Below are 16,135 nucleotides of genomic sequence, written 5' to 3'. Positions count from 1 at the left end.
TAGGTGCTGTGATTGCTGGCCAATTTCGGGTATGCTATCGAGCAATTTTCTATTAATTTTGCCAGATGTTTGGAAACCTAGATGCAAGAGCAATATAACCCGCAAGATATCGAAGCCAAAGTACAGTCGTACTGGGAAGAAAACAATACCTTCAAAGTTGTCGAAGACGAAAGTAAAGAGAAGTACTACTGCCTCTCAATGTTCCCATACCCAAGTGGTCGCCTCCACATGGGTCACGTACGTAACTACACCATTGGTGATGTGGTTTCTCGTTTCCAACGCCTACAAGGTAAAAACGTTATGCAACCTATGGGTTGGGATGCGTTTGGTCTTCCAGCTGAAAACGCGGCAATTAAAAATAATACCGCACCGGCGAAATGGACCTACGAAAATATCGACTACATGCGCAACCAGCTTAAGTTACTTGGTTTTGGTTACGACTGGGATCGTGAAATCGCGACTTGTCACCCTGAATATTATAAGTGGGAACAGTGGTTCTTCACTAAGCTTTACGAAAAAGGCTTAGTATACAAAAAGATGTCAACGGTAAACTGGGATCCAGTTGACCAAACGGTACTGGCAAATGAACAGGTAATTGACGGCCGTGGTTGGCGCTCTGGTGCCATTGTCGAGCAAAAAGAAATTCCACAATGGTTCATTAAGATCACCGATTATGCACAAGAGTTATTGGATGACTTAGACAAGCTTGACCACTGGCCTGAGCAAGTTAAAACCATGCAGCGTAACTGGATTGGTCGCTCAGAAGGCGTTGAAATCGACTTTAAACGCGCCGACAACGACGAAAGCTTCACCGTATACACCACCCGCCCTGATACCTTTATGGGCGTGACTTATGTGGCAGTTGCGGCCGGTCACCCAATAGCTCAAGAAGCGGCGAAAGACAGCGATGCAATCTCTCGCTTTGTTGAAGAGTGCAAGAACACCAAAGTTGCCGAAGCGGATATGGCAACAATGGAGAAAAAAGGCATCGCAACTGGCTTTACGGCTATCCACCCACTCACAGGACAAGAGGTGCCAATTTGGGTAGCTAACTTTGTACTGATGGATTACGGCTCAGGTGCCGTGATGGCAGTACCAGGTCACGACCAACGTGATTATGAGTTTGCAACCGCTTATGGTCTTGAGATCAAACAAGTTATTCAGCCTCTAGCCGGCGCAGAAGTAGAAGCCAATCTGGCCGAAGCAGCGTTTACCGAAAAAGGCACGCTTATCAACTCTGGCGAGTTCGATGGCCTAGACTTTGAAGGCGCATTTAACGCCATCGCGACTAAACTAGAATCACTTGGCGTGGGTAAACGTAAAGTAAACTTCCGTCTTCGCGATTGGGGTGTGAGCCGCCAGCGTTACTGGGGTTCGCCAATCCCAATGTTGAACAAAGAAGATGGTTCTGAGCTTGCGGCACCTGAAGACATGCTCCCTGTTCGTCTACCTGAAGACGTAGTCATGAATGGGGTAACTTCACCGATTAAAGCAGATCCAGAATGGGCAAAAGCAACGATAAATGGTGAAGCGGTATTCCACGAAACCGATACATTCGACACCTTTATGGAGTCATCTTGGTACTATGCACGTTACTGTAGCCCACGTTACGATGAAGGTATGCTTGAACCAGGTGCTGCAAACTACTGGCTACCAGTAAACCAATATATTGGTGGTATTGAGCACGCTATCTTGCACTTGTTGTACTCGCGCTTCTTCCACAAGTTGCTGCGTGATTTCGGTTTAGTGAATTCTGATGAGCCATTTGAGCGTCTACTATGTCAAGGCATGGTACTTGCGGACACTTACTACCGCAAAGACGAGAAAGGCGGCGACATTTGGATCGCACCAACTGACGTATTAACTGAGACTGACGACAAAGGCCGCATCACTAAAGCGTGGCATAAAGAAGACGGCGAGCCGGTATTCTCTGCAGGCATGAGCAAAATGTCTAAGTCGAAGAACAATGGTATTGACCCGCAAACGGTTATCAAGCAATACGGCGCTGACACAGTTCGCTTATTCATGATGTTTACGGCTCCACCAGAGCAAACGCTTGAATGGTCTGACTCAGGCGTTGAAGGTGCGCACCGTTTCCTTCGTCGTATTTGGAAATACGCAGTTGACGTAAAGCAAGCAGGTACTGCCGAGCTTGATTTAAGCAAACTAAATGCAGCGCAAAAGACGCTACGTCGCGACATCCACAAAGCCATTGCTAAGGTGACAGACGATATCGAACGTCGCCAAACGTTCAACACGGCAATTGCGGCGGTGATGGAGCTTTCAAATAAGCTTATCAAAGCGCCACTTAGCGATGAGCAAGACATTGCACTAGCAAACGAAGCGCTAGAAGCCATGGTGATCATGCTTGCGCCTATCACACCGCACATGTGTCACGAGCTATGGGCTGAGCTTGGCAAGGCTGGTGATATTCTTGATGCGGCATGGCCTGTTATCGACCAAAGCGCGCTAGTTGAAGATGAAAAGCTTATTGTTGTACAAGTCAACGGTAAACTGCGCTCTAAAATCACCGTGGCGGCAGATGCAACGCAAGAGCAAGTTGAAGCGATTGCATTTAGCGAAGAAAACGTCACTAAGTTTACTGACGGCAAGACCATCCGTAAGGTGATCTATGTTCCTGGTAAGCTACTTAATGTGGTTGCAAACTAAGATGCGTAGCCTATTTTGGCATACCAGCAAGCTAGCAGTTTTGCTAGCTTGCTTCTTCGTGGCGAGCTGCGGTTTTCACCTCAAGCAAGCCTCTTACCTTCCTGACGATCTGAAAGAAATCACCTTAAGCGGAGACGACAAGCGTTCAGCCTTGTTTGAACAGTTACAGTCTGATCTTCAGCGTGCACAGGTATCTCTTACACCAAAAAATACCAAACAAGCTGCTGAGTTGTACTTGTACAATGACTCACTTGAACGTCAAACACTCAGTTTGTTCAAAAATGGTCAGGTTGCTCAGTATGAACTGGCTTATCGCGTGTCGTACCGATTGAGTCGTCCGGGCCAAGAACCCGTTAAACAAATGTTCGAGCTGTATCGTAACTATCAGGACGACCCAGACAATGCGCTAGCAAAGGCAAAAGAGCTTGAGCTGATCCTAACCGAGATGCGTCGTCTTGCAAGCCAACGTATTATTCGAGAGTTGTCGCAACTGTAATGCGCTGTTATGCCAATCAACTCTCCAATTATCTAAGTAAAGGGCTTGCACCTTTTTATCTGGTCTTTGGTGAAGAACCCTTTCAGCAAGGCGAATGTGCACTTGCCATACGAACCGCAGCCAAGCAGCAAGGCTTTGACGAAGTCATTAAATTTGCGCTACTTCCGGGATTTGACTGGCAAGAGCTCAGTGCGCAGTACAACAGTATGTCTTTGTTCAGTGCGCGTACGCTCATCGAGTTCGACTTTAACGAGCAAAAAGTTCCTACCCAAGGTGTTGCGGTTTTAAAGTCTTTGGCCGAACAGGTCAATCTAGATGTCGTTGTTATTTTTAAAGGGCTGGGCGCAGGTCAAGACATTCAACGCACTGCTTGGTTCAAAGCATTAGAGCCTAAAGGCCTGTTTGTCCCTTGCTATGCGTTAACGGGCCGTCATCTTGAGCGTTGGTTTGATGATGAATGTAAGCGGCTGAAGCTGTCTGTGTCACCACAAGGCAAGCGCGCCCTCCTCGTCGCCACAGAAGGCAACTTGCTTGCAACGCATCAGGAGCTCGAAAAGCTCTCCTTACTATTTGGTAAAAACCCGGTTGATGAACAGCAATTGCTGAGCGGCTTATTAAATCAATCTAAGTTCGATATTTTTGATTTAAATACTGGATTGCTAAGTGGCAACCCTAAACAAATCATCAAAGTATTGAATAAGCTAGCCAGCGATAATGTAGAGCCCGCGAGTATTCTCTGGACCTTGCAAAACCAAGCACGCACCCTGCTAGGTGTTAAAACCTTGTGGCAAACCGGCACTACGCTTGCGGATGCCTATAAAAAGCATAATGTCTGGAAAAATCAGCAAACCATCACGCAGCAAGCGTTAGACAGATTAACGCTAGAGCAGATGAAACAGTTGCTCTGTATGATGGCAGACTTTGATACCGCATATAAAGAAGCAAGGCTCACTGCGCCATATCAAGCTCTAGCACACATCGCGCTAGCCTTTGCTACACCTATAGCAATGCCGTTACCAATTAGCCAAAGTGAGCATGTATGATTGCTTTGTTTGGTGGTACTTTCGATCCTCCGCATTTGGGCCATTTAAATATGGCGATGCGCTGCGTCGACGAGCTAAATCTGGCTGAGTTAAAATTTTTACCTTGTGCCATACCGGTTCATAAACAAAAGCCCAGCATCAGTGACGAGCATCGCCTAGCGATGCTTGCAAATTTGCTATCAGGGCAACAAAAACTGGTTATTGATAGACGTGAGCTTGACCGACAAGGACCCTCTTACAGCCTGCTAACACTGCAAGAGCTGCGTAACGAATATCAGGACCAGCCGATTTTATTTTTAATGGGTATGGACTCGTTTAATAGCCTGCACACTTGGTATCAATGGCAAGAAATCACAAAGTTGTGTCACCTAGTGGTGTATCAACGCCCAAATGAACATTGCTCACCAGATGCTAAAGTCTCGGCTTACTTGGTCAAAGCACGCACAGATAACTTAAATAAGCTCCAAACCAGCAATGCTGGACATTGCTATTTCCTTCACGGTGAGCAAAAAGACATTGCATCGAGTACAATAAGAGCTGCAATTGCACAGCATGACAAAGAATATTTGGAACATTGGCTGCCTGCTTCTGTCATAGATTATATAAATAGCCATGGCTTGTATGCTGATTAACCCCATAAAGCATGTTAAAATCGCCGATTATTTGAAATACAGAGACAAAAACTTGGATTCACAACAGTTATTAGATTTCGCGCTAGACAAAGTAGATGATATGAAAGCGCGTGATATTGTTAAGCTCGACGTTCGCGAAACTTCTTCAATCACCGATTACTTAGTGATCTGTACAGGCACCTCAAAACGCCATGTACAATCGATTGCCGATCATGTCGCAAAAGAAGCACGTCATGCTGGAGAAACACCAATTGGCCAAGAAGGTCAAGACGTTGGTGAGTGGGTATTGGTTGATTTGGGTGACGTTGTTGTTCACGTAATGCAAGACCAAACCCGTGATTTTTATGACCTAGAAAAGCTGTGGGGCTAATGTGAAGATCCAACTCATTGCAGTAGGTACCAAAATGCCGAAGTGGGTTGAAACTGGCTTCACCGAATATCAAAGACGCTTCCCCAAAGATATGCCACTGGAGTTAATTGAAATTAGCGCTGGCAAACGGGGGAAAAACGCAGATATTAAACGCATTTTGCAACAAGAAGGTGAAAAAACCTTAGCCGCTATTCCAAAAGGCAATCGGATCGTAACCTTAGAAGTGACTGGCAAGCCATGGGATACACACCAACTTGCGAGCAATATGGAAAAGTGGCAGTTGGACGGTCGCGATGTTAGCTTACTGATTGGCGGCCCTGAAGGGCTTGCACCAGAATGTATTGCTGCGGCTGAACAAAAATGGTCATTATCAAACTTAACCCTACCCCACCCTTTGGTGCGTATAGTGGTTGCCGAGAGCTTGTATCGCGGCTGGAGTTTAAATAACAATCACCCTTACCACAGAGAATAATAATGATAAAAAAACGGCCGACGATTAGGGATCATTCTGCCGAGGCTAACCTCTTTGCGAGACGGGCCTTTGTCGGCTTTGTTTTTGTCGTTATTATTGTTGGGATCTTGTTTCACAATGTCTATAAGCTTCAGGTGACCGAGCACGAGACCTATCGCACCCGCTCCAACGATAACCGTATAAAAGTCATTCCGGTCGCCCCTAACCGTGGTCTGATTTACGACCGCAATGGTGTTTTGCTCGCCGAAAATCGCCCTGTTTACAACCTTGAAGTGATCCCAGAAGATGTCGAAGATCTCGAAGCATCATTAGCTTCTGTACGTCAACTCATCGAAATTTCTGAGCAAGAAGTAGAAGATTTCAAAAAGGAAATCAAGCATAACCGCCGCTTCAAAAGCCAAGTATTAAAAGGTGGTCTGAACGAAGAAGAAGTGGCGATCCTTTCGGTTAACCAACACCGTTTGCCAGGCTTTAGCGTTGAAGCTCGATTGTCCCGTTATTATCCTTATGGCGATACCCTCACACACGCCCTTGGCTATGTCGCAAAGCTCAATAAAGAGGAACTCTTTGACTTAGAGCTAGAAGGCAAAGACACGAACTATCGTGCCACCCATGATATCGGTAAGCTCGGCGTCGAGAAGTTTTATGAAGAACAGCTACACGGTATTGTGGGCTCTCGCCGCGTCGAGGTGAATAATCGCGGCCGTATCATTCGCACATTAAGCATGGAAACGCCACAACCAGGTAAAGACTTGGTGCTAACGCTTGATATCGGCTTGCAACAAATCGTCCAACATGTGCTAAAAGACACCAGAGGCGCGATCATTGTTATGGATCCACGAGATGGCGGAATTTTAGCGCTCTATTCTAACCCAAGTTACGACCCAAATCTGTTCGTTCACGGGATCAGCGGCAAAGACTACCGAGCCTTGCTCAACCCAGACAGACCACTTATCAACCGTGCAACTCAAGGCCGTTATGCACCTGCTTCCACAGTGAAGCCCCATCTCGCGGTGCTTGCACTGGAAGAAGGTGTTGTCACCGAAACAACCAAAATTTGGGATCCCGGCTTTTTTCAAATTCCCAATGTAAAACATAAATGGCGTGACTGGCGTCCTTGGGGCCATGAGCATGTTGATGTGTATAAGGCTATTGAGCAGTCTTGCGACACCTATTTTTATGAAGCTGCATATAAACTCGGCATAACTAAAATTAGCGACTTTATGAACCAGTTTGGCTTTGGTGAGCTTTCGGGTATCGATATTCATGAAGAAACCTCCGCCATTTTGCCATCCGTTGAATGGAAAAGAGAACGTTTTAAAGAGTCGTGGTATCCCGGAGATACGATTTCTGTTGGGATAGGACAAGGCTACTGGACTGCCACTCCAATGCAAATAGCGAACTCGCTGAGCATTTTGGTCAATAAAGGCATACACCGCCAGCCTCACTTAGTACAAATTTCTAAGCAAGACACTGAAGTAGAACAATTATTTACGGAAGAAAAACCACCTGTAGTGTTGAAAAATCCTTATCACTGGGATATCGCGTTAAAAGCCATGCACAACACAGTAAAAATAGGTACCGCGAAAAGTGCATTTAAGGGCGTGACCTATGATCACGCTGGTAAAACAGGTACCGCGCAAGTTATCAGTATTGCTCAAGGCGAAAGGTACAATGCCGAGAAGCTGAAAGAAAAACACAGAGACAATGGTATCTACGTGGGTTTTGCACCTTTTGATGACCCTCAAATTGTTATCACTGTGGTTGTAGAAAACCAAGGTGGTGGTAGTGCTATCGCAGCGCCAATGGCACGCCAAGTGATGGATTATTACTTTTCAGCCTACCCGCTTGAGAAGGAGCAACAGCAATGAGCCCGCTGAATAAGCCACGTTCGCTATTCGAAAAAGTCCACATCGACCTACCATTATTTGCAGCCTTGATCACTATGATGATTGGTAGCCTTGCGATTGTTTATAGTGCTAGTGGACAAGATATGGGCATGATGATGCGCCACGGCACACGCATGTTTGGTGCGTTAGTTGCCATGCTATTTATGGCGCAGTTTTCTCCGAATACACTTAAGCGTGTGGCAATTCCGGTTTACCTCTTAGGTCTTGGCATGCTCGTCGCCGTGCTGTTTTTTGGAGTCAGTAGTAAAGGGGCTCAGCGCTGGCTTGATTTAGGCATTACCCGCTTTCAACCTTCTGAAATAATGAAGCTAGCAGTGCCCATGACGGTCGCTTGGTTTATTGGCCGCTCTCACTTACCTCCTAGTATTTTGAATTTAACAATCGGCTTTGCGATTGTATTAGTGCCAACCATTCTGATCAAAGAGCAGCCCGACTTGGGTACTTCTATCTTAATCGCCAGCTCTGGCATTTTTGCGCTCTTTTTAGCTGGGTTAAGTTGGCGTTTAATCGGCTCTGGTTTGTTACTCGCGGTACCCGGAGGCTATGCGTTTTGGCATTACGGAATGCATGCCTATCAAAAGCAACGTGTTCTGACCTTTTTAGATCCAGAAAGCGACCCGCTGGGCTCTGGTTACCATATAATCCAATCGAAAATTGCGATAGGCTCCGGTGGCGTGGAAGGCAAAGGTTGGCTACATGGAACCCAATCTCAATTAGAATTTTTACCCGAACGCCATACCGACTTTATCTTCTCGGTGTTGAGCGAAGAATTTGGCTTGTTGGGTGTCACTATTTTACTCAGCTTGTATCTTTTTATAATTGGTCGCGGATTGTATATCGCAGTGCAGGCACAAGACGCTTTCAGTAAGCTGCTTGCAGGAGCACTGACGTTGACCTTCTTCGTCTACGTCTTTGTAAACATCGGAATGGTTTCTGGTCTCTTGCCAGTAGTCGGTGTACCTCTGCCCCTAATTAGCTATGGTGGCACATCGATGGTGACCTTAATGGCCGGTTTTGGCATTATTATGGCAATCGCAACAGATAAGAGGATGTTGTTAAAATAATGACAGTTCGTATTACCCTAATTTCAAAACTGGTTTTAGTATTTGCCCTGTTAAGCGTGCTCAGCGCTTGTGGAAGTCGCTATCATATTCGTCATGATAAAGCGCCACTGCGCGAGCCTACCGAACTGGAAATGCAGGATGCCATTGTCACCAACGAGAAAAAGAGCGTGAGTGCCAATCGCCCCTACACTGTTCTTGGAAAACGTTACACACCAATCTCAGACGAACATGGGTATCAACAGCAAGGTACTGCTTCGTGGTACGGCCGTAAATTCCATGGCTACCACACCTCCAATGGTGAAATTTTTAATATGTTCGATATGACAGCGGCACATAAAACGCTGCCACTTCCTAGCTTTGCCAAAGTAACAAACTTAGACAACGGACGCTCTGCTATCGTTAGAATTAACGACCGAGGTCCATTCCACGACGATAGATTAATCGACCTGTCTTACGCTGCAGCCTATAAGCTAGGCTATCACCTTCAGGGTACAGCGCGCGTTAAGGTCGAAGCCATTACTCTATCGCGCGAGTCTCCAAGGCTAACCTATGTACAAGTTGCTGCTGGCAGTAAACTTGAGAACATACAGTTATTAGCAGGTCAGTTAAAACAAGAACTGGGGTTAGGTACACCCATCACGTTTGAAAACAACCTGTACAAGCTTAGAGTCGGCCCAATTACCGACGACAATCAAGCACAATCTTTACTAAAAACCTTACAACAAGGTCAATTTAGTCGTGCTTTCTTGCTTTACAGTGAGCAGGAACTTTAGAATAACCGCAATGAATGCCGATAAACAAAAAAGCGAGCATAATGACTTCTATCAAACCAAAAATCGTTAAAAAAGTCCTTGGACTGGTGTGCACTTTCTCTATTATGAGTGCCAGTGCACAAATTATTCCTTCGCCGCCGCAGATTAATGCGAAAGGCTATTTCCTTGTTGATTTCACAACTGGAAAGGTGATTGCAGAAGGTGAAGCCGATACTAAGCTAGCGCCAGCAAGTTTAACCAAAATGATGACCAGTTATGTTATTGGTACTGAAATCGCGGCAGGTAACATTAGTCCATCTGATCAGGTCACCATTAGCGAAAAAGCGTGGGCTAAGAATTTTCCTGGTTCATCGGTGATGTTTATCGAAGTGGGTAAGCAGGTCAGTGTTGATGACTTAAACCACGGGATCATTATTCAATCAGGCAATGATGCTTGTGTTGCAATGGCCGAGCACATTGCTGGTAGTGAAAGTGCGTTTGCAGATCTGATGAATGCACATGCTGAAAAGCTAGGCATGACGAATAGTCACTTTATCAATAGCCATGGCCTAGACACCGATGAGCATTACACCACTCCAAGAGACATGGCGACCCTAGGTGCCGCGCTTATTCGTGATGTACCTGACGAATACGCTTTATACAAGAAAAAGTCTTTTTCATACAACGGCATAAAGCAATATAACCGAAACTCACTACTTTGGGATGCAAGCCTTGAAGTGGACGGCATTAAAACCGGCCATACTTCAGATGCCGGCTACAGCCTTGTTACTTCAGCGATTAAAGATGATATGCGTCTTGTTGCAGTAGTCATGGGCACAGAGAGTGAGCGAGCACGTAAAGTTGAAAGCAAAAAGTTGCTTAACTACGGCTTCCGTTTCTTTGAAACCATTACTCCTTACCAAGCTGGTGACGCTTTTGCCGATCAGCGTGTATGGATGGGTAACAAAGAAACCGTATCGCTTGGCATTATGGAAGACACGCCAATTACTATCCCACGTGGTCAAAGCAAGAACTTAAAGGCTAACTTTGAGCTAGATAAGACACTCGAAGCGCCGCTAGCAAAAGGCACTAAAGTTGGTACTTTATTCCTACAGCTTGAAGGTGAAGACGTAGCACAATACCCACTGGTTACGCTTGAAGAGATCCAAGAAGGTGGATTCTTTAGCAAGATCTACGACTACCTACGTTTACAGATCTCGCAATAACCCCATTTTATGTAAGTGAACGCCTCATCATGAGGCGTTTTTTTTTGCGTCAAAAATGATAGAATGCGGCCAATAAATGACGACCTTGGCAACTCAAGGCTTGAAAGAGCCGCTAAGTGACCAAATAAAGGCGTCAGCAAGTAGTTCGTTGTGAGGATACCGTCGTGGTAAAACCAGTTAAAAATACTAAGTTTGATGAATACTTAGAATTTCCTTGCCCATTTACATTCAAGATTATGGGCCTAGCAAATGTCAATTTGACGGATCAGATCCTAGCCAAACTGCAGGTTATTGCACCGGGTGATTATGCACCAAAGGTTAAACCCAGCAGCAAAGGCACCTATGAAGCCGTATCTCTTGTCGTTACCGTAACCAGCAAAGAGCATATCGAGCAGATTTATACCGAGATCGGTGGCATCGAAGACGTCCGTTACATCCTGTAGTTGGTAAGGACCCCTAGTTATGGAATCTCGTAAGTTAATTGTGCGCCAACTCGGCCTTTGTAGTTACGAGCCAATTTGGCACAAAATGCAATCTTTTACCGATGAGCGTGATGACAACACAGCGGATGAAATCTGGCTGGTGGAGCATGAGCCTGTTTTTACACAGGGTCAAGCCGGTAAAGAAGAGCATGTCTTGGCGCCGGGTGATATTCCTGTCGTAAAAGTGGATCGCGGCGGTCAAGTTACCTACCACGGTCCTGGGCAACAAATGCTTTATGTACTGCTCAACTTACGACGATTAAAAATAGGGGTACGTGAACTTGTCACTTGGCTAGAAGAAAGCATTATCGACTCCCTAAAAGAATATGGGATAGAGGCTTATGCTAAAGCCGATGCACCAGGTGTATACGTCAACGATAGCAAGATAGCATCTCTTGGACTTAGAGTCCGCCGTGGCTGCTCGTTTCATGGACTCGCACTCAACGTCAATATGGACCTTGGTCCATTTTTACGAATAAACCCATGTGGTTATGCGGGCATGAATATGGTGCAAAGTAGCGAAATTAATGGACCTCAAACCGTCGCTGATGCGGGGGCTGGTCTGGTAAAACACATGCTAAAACGCATTAATGCTGAGCATGTCGAATACACTGAAGGGTTTGAAAACGTATGAGTAAACCAGTCAAAATGGAGCCAGGGGTAAAGCTCCGCGATGCTGAAAAAATGGCATTGATCCCAGTTAAAATCATGCCAACAGAACGCGAAGAAATGCTGAGAAAGCCTGAGTGGTTAAAGATCCGTTTGCCAAAATCAAGTGAACGTATCGATGGCATTAAACAAGCAATGCGTAAGCACGGTTTACACTCTGTTTGTGAAGAAGCATCTTGCCCTAACCTTTCTGAGTGTTTTAATCACGGTACAGCAACCTTTATGATATTAGGTGCAATTTGTACTCGCCGCTGTCCATTCTGCGATGTGGCCCACGGTCGTCCACTAAAACCTGACGCCCAAGAGCCGGAAAAGCTTGCACTTACCATCAAAGACATGAAGTTAAGCTACGTTGTTATTACCTCTGTTGACCGTGACGATTTGCGCGACGGTGGTGCGCAGCACTTTGCTGACTGTATTCGTGAGATCCGTAAGCACAACCCAGGTATTACAATCGAAATTCTTGTGCCTGATTTCCGTGGTCGTATGGATAGAGCGCTTGAGATCTTGAGTGAAACACCGCCAGATGTATTCAACCACAACCTTGAAACTGCACCGAGACTTTACAAGCTAGCGCGTCCTGGTGCCGATTATAAGTGGTCACTCGAATTACTACGCCGCTTTAAAGAAGCACATCCAGAAGTAAGAACTAAATCAGGCCTGATGGTTGGACTAGGCGAAGAAATCTCTGAAATTGAAGAAGTCTTAAGAGACTTGCGTGAGCATAACGTAGATATGCTTACCGTAGGCCAATATCTGCAACCTTCAAAGCACCACTTGCCAGTCAAGCGCTACGTGCCACCGGTTGAGTTTGATGGGCTAAAAGAGTATGCCGACGAAATAGGCTTTAGCCACGCAGCTTGCGGACCATTTGTACGCTCTAGCTACCATGCAGATCAGCAAGCCGCCGGTAAAGAAGTAAAATAACTTCTGCTACGAACTTAAGTTCAAGTAACACGGATATTGCTCCTAGTCGTCAGTAGGAGCAATACCCATACAATTTCCGACTTCCCCTCTACGCATTCATGTAAATTCAATGTAAAATAGCCAAAATTCGCTTAATTTACATCCTTGTATAGCCAGAGAGTTATAGTGGTAACAAGGCTTTAATTATCCCCAGCTCAGGTTACTTAGAATAATAATATGGAATACGGACCAATCAGCTTTTACGCTATTTTTATTGCCGTTGTGGTACTTGGAGGCAGCTTAGGCGGGCTCTTACAAGCGATGCGCTCAACGTCGTCATATAAGTTTCGCAAACCTAAGTTTAAGAGTGCGAATAGCGCCGCCCCAGAGTATTGGGACTTAGGTGGATTCGGTGTCATTCTAGCCGGTGTGATCTCAGCATTTATGGCAATCGGTGTGCTCACCATGGCGGGCGCTGCTGACTTCAGCCCAGTCAGTAAGTATGCATTTAAATCATATCAAAATGGGGAGCACGACTCCCACCATCAAAACAATGACGAGATACTCATTCCCGTGGCGATGTTTTCATCTGCGCATAACGATAATGCCGTTGAGATCAACCGTATCATCAAAGTGGTCGTTGAGCACAACTTGAAGCGGGAAAACGACTCAATTACCGGTTCTGATAAAGCATTTTGGACTTGGATTAAAATCTTTTCATTCTCTATTTTAAGCGGTTTTGGTGGTGTAGGACTCGTTTCTAGCGCCTACAAGCGCTACGTTGGCGAAGATGAATTCAATGACATCCAACAAAAGGTTAAAGAAGAGTATGAAATAGCACGTAAGAATACCGTAGAAATCGCACTCCAACGCGCTAGGGAATTGATTGCAAACACACAATACGATGAAGCAATTAAGGTTTGTGATGACATTCTTACCAACATTCATCCAAACCATGCAAGAGCAATTGGCATAAAAGCCAGAGCACTCAGCCGAGATGGTAAGCTTGCAGAAGCCATCAAGCTGCTAGAAAGCGCACTTTCCATCTCAGATATGAGTGAGTCCGTCAGAGCTCGTATGCATTGGAATATAGCCTGTTACCAGACTCGTATAGATTTTAGCGAAGGCTTACCTGAGGAGCTAGATTGTATGGTCCGGACGCTGGGTGAAATCCGCAGCCATTTGGAACGTGCAATTGCGCTTGATGAGCATTTAAGAGTGAAGCTGCCCGACGGTGAAAGTGACCTTATTGTGCTAAAGTCGCTCAGTTCGAGAGGTCAAGATTGGTTTGACAATTTAGTACGAGCGCAATAGACTCTTAGGTAAGTTAGCTTGATACGGTGCATTTTCATGAGAGATGAAGACTTTATATAAAAGTTAAAGGTACAAGCACAAACTCACTGGATGAAAATACCAGTGAGTAGAATAAGCCGCATATTGATATGCGGCTTATTTGTTTTTAACGCATAAATTTTATACGCGAATTGGTATTAGCAGCAAAACGGTTTCATTTCCTCGCTATTCGTTATATCTTGCCTCACCAGATAATAATAATCAGGGGCAAAACGTGCTTAAGAATAAAACTTTGGGCAGCATGCTGATTGTAGCAGGTACTACAATTGGCGCGGGTATGCTCGCCCTCCCTATTGCATCAGCAGGACTCGGCTTTTCTACCGCTATCGCATTATTAGCAATCACATGGTTGTTAATGACCTATACCGCTTTGCTTATGTTGGAAGTACATCAATACGCAGATCAAGACGCAACGCTAAATACACTGGCGAAAAACTTGCTCGGTAAAACGGGCCAATATGTCGCTAACTTTTCTATGGTATTTTTATTCTATGCACTGTGCGCAGCTTACATCGCGGGAGGTGGTGCACAACTTCAAAGCAAACTGGTTAGTGTACTAGGTGACGGGATCACTCCCCAACTCGGTTCAGTATTGCTTGCTGTTATCATAGCAACCATAGTGACATTAGGCACAAGTACTGTCGACAAGCTTAACCAGTTACTATTTACCATTAAAGTTATCGTGCTCGCGAGTTTGTTTTTTATCCTGACTCCCTATGTTCATGGCCAACATCTTATCGATATGCCAGTGGAGCAAGGACTTGTTATTGCGGCAATTCCTGTAATTTTCACTTCATTTGGGTTTCATGGCTCAATCCCATCAATCGTTAAGTACGTGGGCGTAGATATCCGCCAATTACGTAAAGTAATGATGTTTGGTGCTTCCCTCCCGCTTATCATCTATGTATTTTGGCAACTACTAAGCCAAGGTGTTATGGGTCAAGAGAGCTTAATGGCAAGTGAGGGACTGCCGGGTTTTGTCACCAGTATTTCGTCTATCGCACACAACGACAACGTACAATTATTTGTGACGGTTTTTGCAGATCTTGCTCTCGCGACTTCATTCTTAGGTGTTAGTCTCGGCTTATTCGACTTTTTTGCAGATGCCTTTAAAAAGCAAGATACTAAGAAAGACCGTGTAAAAACGGCGTTCATTACCTTTTTACCACCGCTTGGCTTTGCCCTCTTTTATCCAAAGGGCTTTATCATGGCACTGGGATATGCGGCAATTGCGCTCGTGGTGTTAGCGGTATTTCTACCAGTTGCTATGGTATGGAAACAGAGAAAAGTTAGAGGTAATGATGGATATCAGGTTAAAGGTGGTACGCTTGGACTAGGACTTGCCGCCATTTTTGGTGTGATGATCATCACCTCTCAGCTAATGCAAATGGCTGGCCTTATTCCTAGTTTAGGGTAAGCAAAACAACTGCAAATTAACCTGAACCTTGGATAAGGCATTAATTATCCGAGGTTTAGGTTAACTAGTCGTTTCTGCTAATCTATTTTCCCTAGCCAGTCTCGCTTCTTTTCTATCTTGCATTAGTTTCCAAAAGGTAAAGACTGGCACAAATGCTAAACACAGAGTAGCCACATTAACCATAGGAATAATTGTAGGGTACAGGTAAGTTGAATAGGACAGATCCATAAAATGTCTGTCGACAAGTCTAAAAAACTGTAATAGCGGTGCTGGAATAATGATTATTTGGGCAAGAATACTTTGCCATAGATACATCTTATCTTTAACAGCCCAGTAAGCAATAATTGCCATGAAGACAATGTCTGAAAGGGCCCAATAGATATACCGATAAACTTTATCAGGATCAGCAGCCCTAATATAATCAGAATTCAGAATTCCCAAGACATAAAACAACGCAATTAGAGTTGCATATCTTAACGCTTTTATATCACGAACTGCGAGACATAAAATAACCGCGATAAAAGATACCCAAACGCTATGCTCAAAAAAGAAGAGCCTAACAGGCTCCCACGCGGACCACATAATTAATTACTTTGTTACACTTGGCTTTTTTTCAGCTTCATCATCGCCGCCAGAGCCGTTATCACCTGGTAATCTATAATTTTTAATGTCC

16 protein-coding genes are annotated in these 16,135 nt (G+C 45.0%); 15 read left to right on the top strand and 1 reads right to left on the bottom strand.

All coding sequences use genetic code 11. The annotated features are described in order from the left end of the window. The first annotated feature begins 81 nt into the window (after positions 1–81). From leuS to MHN30_RS00915, 15 genes are all read left to right on the top strand, one after another. The gene (leuS, locus tag MHN30_RS00985; protein ID WP_239357133.1) at positions 82–2,670 is read left to right on the top strand and encodes a leucine--tRNA ligase; all 2,589 of its coding nucleotides are present in this window, start codon (positions 82–84) and stop codon (positions 2,668–2,670) included. Further along, a complete protein-coding gene (gene lptE / locus MHN30_RS00980; protein WP_010606155.1) occupies positions 2,654–3,166 on the top strand; it encodes an LPS assembly lipoprotein LptE in 513 nt (170 codons plus the stop codon). The genes leuS and lptE overlap by 17 nt, the downstream gene beginning before the upstream one ends. Continuing rightward, on the top strand, positions 3,166–4,209 hold the full coding sequence (holA, locus tag MHN30_RS00975) for a DNA polymerase III subunit delta (RefSeq protein WP_239357122.1): 1,044 nt from the start codon (positions 3,166–3,168) through the stop codon (positions 4,207–4,209). Before lptE ends, holA begins: the two co-directional genes overlap by 1 nt. Further along, a complete protein-coding gene (gene nadD, locus MHN30_RS00970) occupies positions 4,206–4,841 on the top strand; it encodes a nicotinate-nucleotide adenylyltransferase (protein WP_239357111.1) in 636 nt (211 codons plus the stop codon). Before holA ends, nadD begins: the two co-directional genes overlap by 4 nt. A gap of 52 nt (positions 4,842–4,893) precedes the next feature. Then, positions 4,894–5,211: a ribosome silencing factor gene (gene rsfS / locus MHN30_RS00965; RefSeq protein WP_010372036.1), complete on the top strand. Its 318-nt coding sequence runs from the start codon at positions 4,894–4,896 to the stop codon at positions 5,209–5,211. A gap of 1 nt (position 5,212) precedes the next feature. Next, positions 5,213–5,683: a 23S rRNA (pseudouridine(1915)-N(3))-methyltransferase RlmH gene (gene rlmH, locus MHN30_RS00960; RefSeq protein WP_010372039.1), complete on the top strand. Its 471-nt coding sequence runs from the start codon at positions 5,213–5,215 to the stop codon at positions 5,681–5,683. Positions 5,684–5,685: 2 nt separating this feature from the next. Further along, positions 5,686–7,554, top strand: coding sequence for a penicillin-binding protein 2 (gene mrdA, locus MHN30_RS00955; RefSeq protein ID WP_130125887.1), 1,869 nt, complete (start codon positions 5,686–5,688; stop codon positions 7,552–7,554). Further along, complete coding sequence (rodA, locus tag MHN30_RS00950) at positions 7,551–8,657, top strand: rod shape-determining protein RodA (RefSeq protein ID WP_039493680.1); 1,107 nt, start codon at positions 7,551–7,553, stop codon at positions 8,655–8,657. The genes mrdA and rodA overlap by 4 nt, the downstream gene beginning before the upstream one ends. Beyond that, entirely contained in the window at positions 8,657–9,430 is a 774-nt protein-coding gene (locus tag MHN30_RS00945) for a septal ring lytic transglycosylase RlpA family protein (protein WP_039493682.1), read from the top strand. The genes rodA and MHN30_RS00945 overlap by 1 nt, the downstream gene beginning before the upstream one ends. A 41-nt stretch (positions 9,431–9,471) precedes the next feature. Further along, positions 9,472–10,635 carry a serine hydrolase gene (locus MHN30_RS00940; protein WP_039493684.1) on the top strand — a complete coding sequence of 388 codons (1,164 nt, stop codon included), beginning with the start codon at positions 9,472–9,474 and terminating at the stop codon, positions 10,633–10,635. Positions 10,636–10,799: 164 nt separating this feature from the next. Further along, entirely contained in the window at positions 10,800–11,078 is a 279-nt protein-coding gene (ybeD, locus tag MHN30_RS00935; RefSeq protein WP_010606146.1) for a DUF493 family protein YbeD, read from the top strand. A 19-nt stretch (positions 11,079–11,097) separates the two neighbouring features. Further along, positions 11,098–11,751 carry a lipoyl(octanoyl) transferase LipB gene (gene lipB, locus MHN30_RS00930; RefSeq protein WP_239357100.1) on the top strand — a complete coding sequence of 218 codons (654 nt, stop codon included), beginning with the start codon at positions 11,098–11,100 and terminating at the stop codon, positions 11,749–11,751. Then, a complete protein-coding gene (gene lipA, locus MHN30_RS00925; protein ID WP_239357075.1) occupies positions 11,748–12,713 on the top strand; it encodes a lipoyl synthase in 966 nt (321 codons plus the stop codon). Before lipB ends, lipA begins: the two co-directional genes overlap by 4 nt. 216 nt (positions 12,714–12,929) lie before the next feature. Next, positions 12,930–14,006 (top strand): tetratricopeptide repeat protein, encoded by a 1,077-nt coding sequence (locus MHN30_RS00920; RefSeq protein ID WP_239357061.1) that lies wholly within the window; start codon positions 12,930–12,932, stop codon positions 14,004–14,006. Positions 14,007–14,259: 253 nt separating this feature from the next. Continuing rightward, positions 14,260–15,462: an aromatic amino acid transport family protein gene (locus MHN30_RS00915; RefSeq protein WP_188249488.1), complete on the top strand. Its 1,203-nt coding sequence runs from the start codon at positions 14,260–14,262 to the stop codon at positions 15,460–15,462. 60 nt (positions 15,463–15,522) lie between these two features. Here the strand turns inward: MHN30_RS00915 and MHN30_RS00910 are convergent, their stop codons facing one another. Next, entirely contained in the window at positions 15,523–16,044 is a 522-nt protein-coding gene (locus MHN30_RS00910) for a hypothetical protein (protein ID WP_130125885.1), read from the bottom strand. Between the last annotated feature and the right edge of the window lie 91 nt (positions 16,045–16,135).

It is taken from the genome of Pseudoalteromonas sp. OF7H-1 (assembly GCF_022347825.1).
Taxonomy (GTDB): domain Bacteria; phylum Pseudomonadota; class Gammaproteobacteria; order Enterobacterales; family Alteromonadaceae; genus Pseudoalteromonas; species Pseudoalteromonas maricaloris.
This window is presented reverse-complemented; position numbering and strand designations above follow the sequence as displayed.

Bases quoted from the DNA above. Each gene is read 5' to 3' on its own strand.
- MHN30_RS00940 (WP_039493684.1), top strand. From the start codon at position 9,472: ATGACTTCTATCAAACCAAAAATCGTTAAAAAAGTCCTTGGACTGGTG.
- lipB (WP_239357100.1), top strand. From the start codon at position 11,098: ATGGAATCTCGTAAGTTAATTGTGCGCCAACTCGGCCTTTGTAGTTAC.
- lipA (WP_239357075.1), top strand. From the start codon at position 11,748: ATGAGTAAACCAGTCAAAATGGAGCCAGGGGTAAAGCTCCGCGATGCT.
- lptE (WP_010606155.1), top strand. From the start codon at position 2,654: ATGTGGTTGCAAACTAAGATGCGTAGCCTATTTTGGCATACCAGCAAG.
- MHN30_RS00910 (WP_130125885.1), bottom strand. From the start codon at position 16,044: ATGTGGTCCGCGTGGGAGCCTGTTAGGCTCTTCTTTTTTGAGCATAGC.
- MHN30_RS00920 (WP_239357061.1), top strand. From the start codon at position 12,930: ATGGAATACGGACCAATCAGCTTTTACGCTATTTTTATTGCCGTTGTG.
- leuS (WP_239357133.1), top strand. From the start codon at position 82: ATGCAAGAGCAATATAACCCGCAAGATATCGAAGCCAAAGTACAGTCG.
- mrdA (WP_130125887.1), top strand. From the start codon at position 5,686: ATGATAAAAAAACGGCCGACGATTAGGGATCATTCTGCCGAGGCTAAC.
- holA (WP_239357122.1), top strand. From the start codon at position 3,166: ATGCGCTGTTATGCCAATCAACTCTCCAATTATCTAAGTAAAGGGCTT.
- nadD (WP_239357111.1), top strand. From the start codon at position 4,206: ATGATTGCTTTGTTTGGTGGTACTTTCGATCCTCCGCATTTGGGCCAT.
- MHN30_RS00945 (WP_039493682.1), top strand. From the start codon at position 8,657: ATGACAGTTCGTATTACCCTAATTTCAAAACTGGTTTTAGTATTTGCC.
- rodA (WP_039493680.1), top strand. From the start codon at position 7,551: ATGAGCCCGCTGAATAAGCCACGTTCGCTATTCGAAAAAGTCCACATC.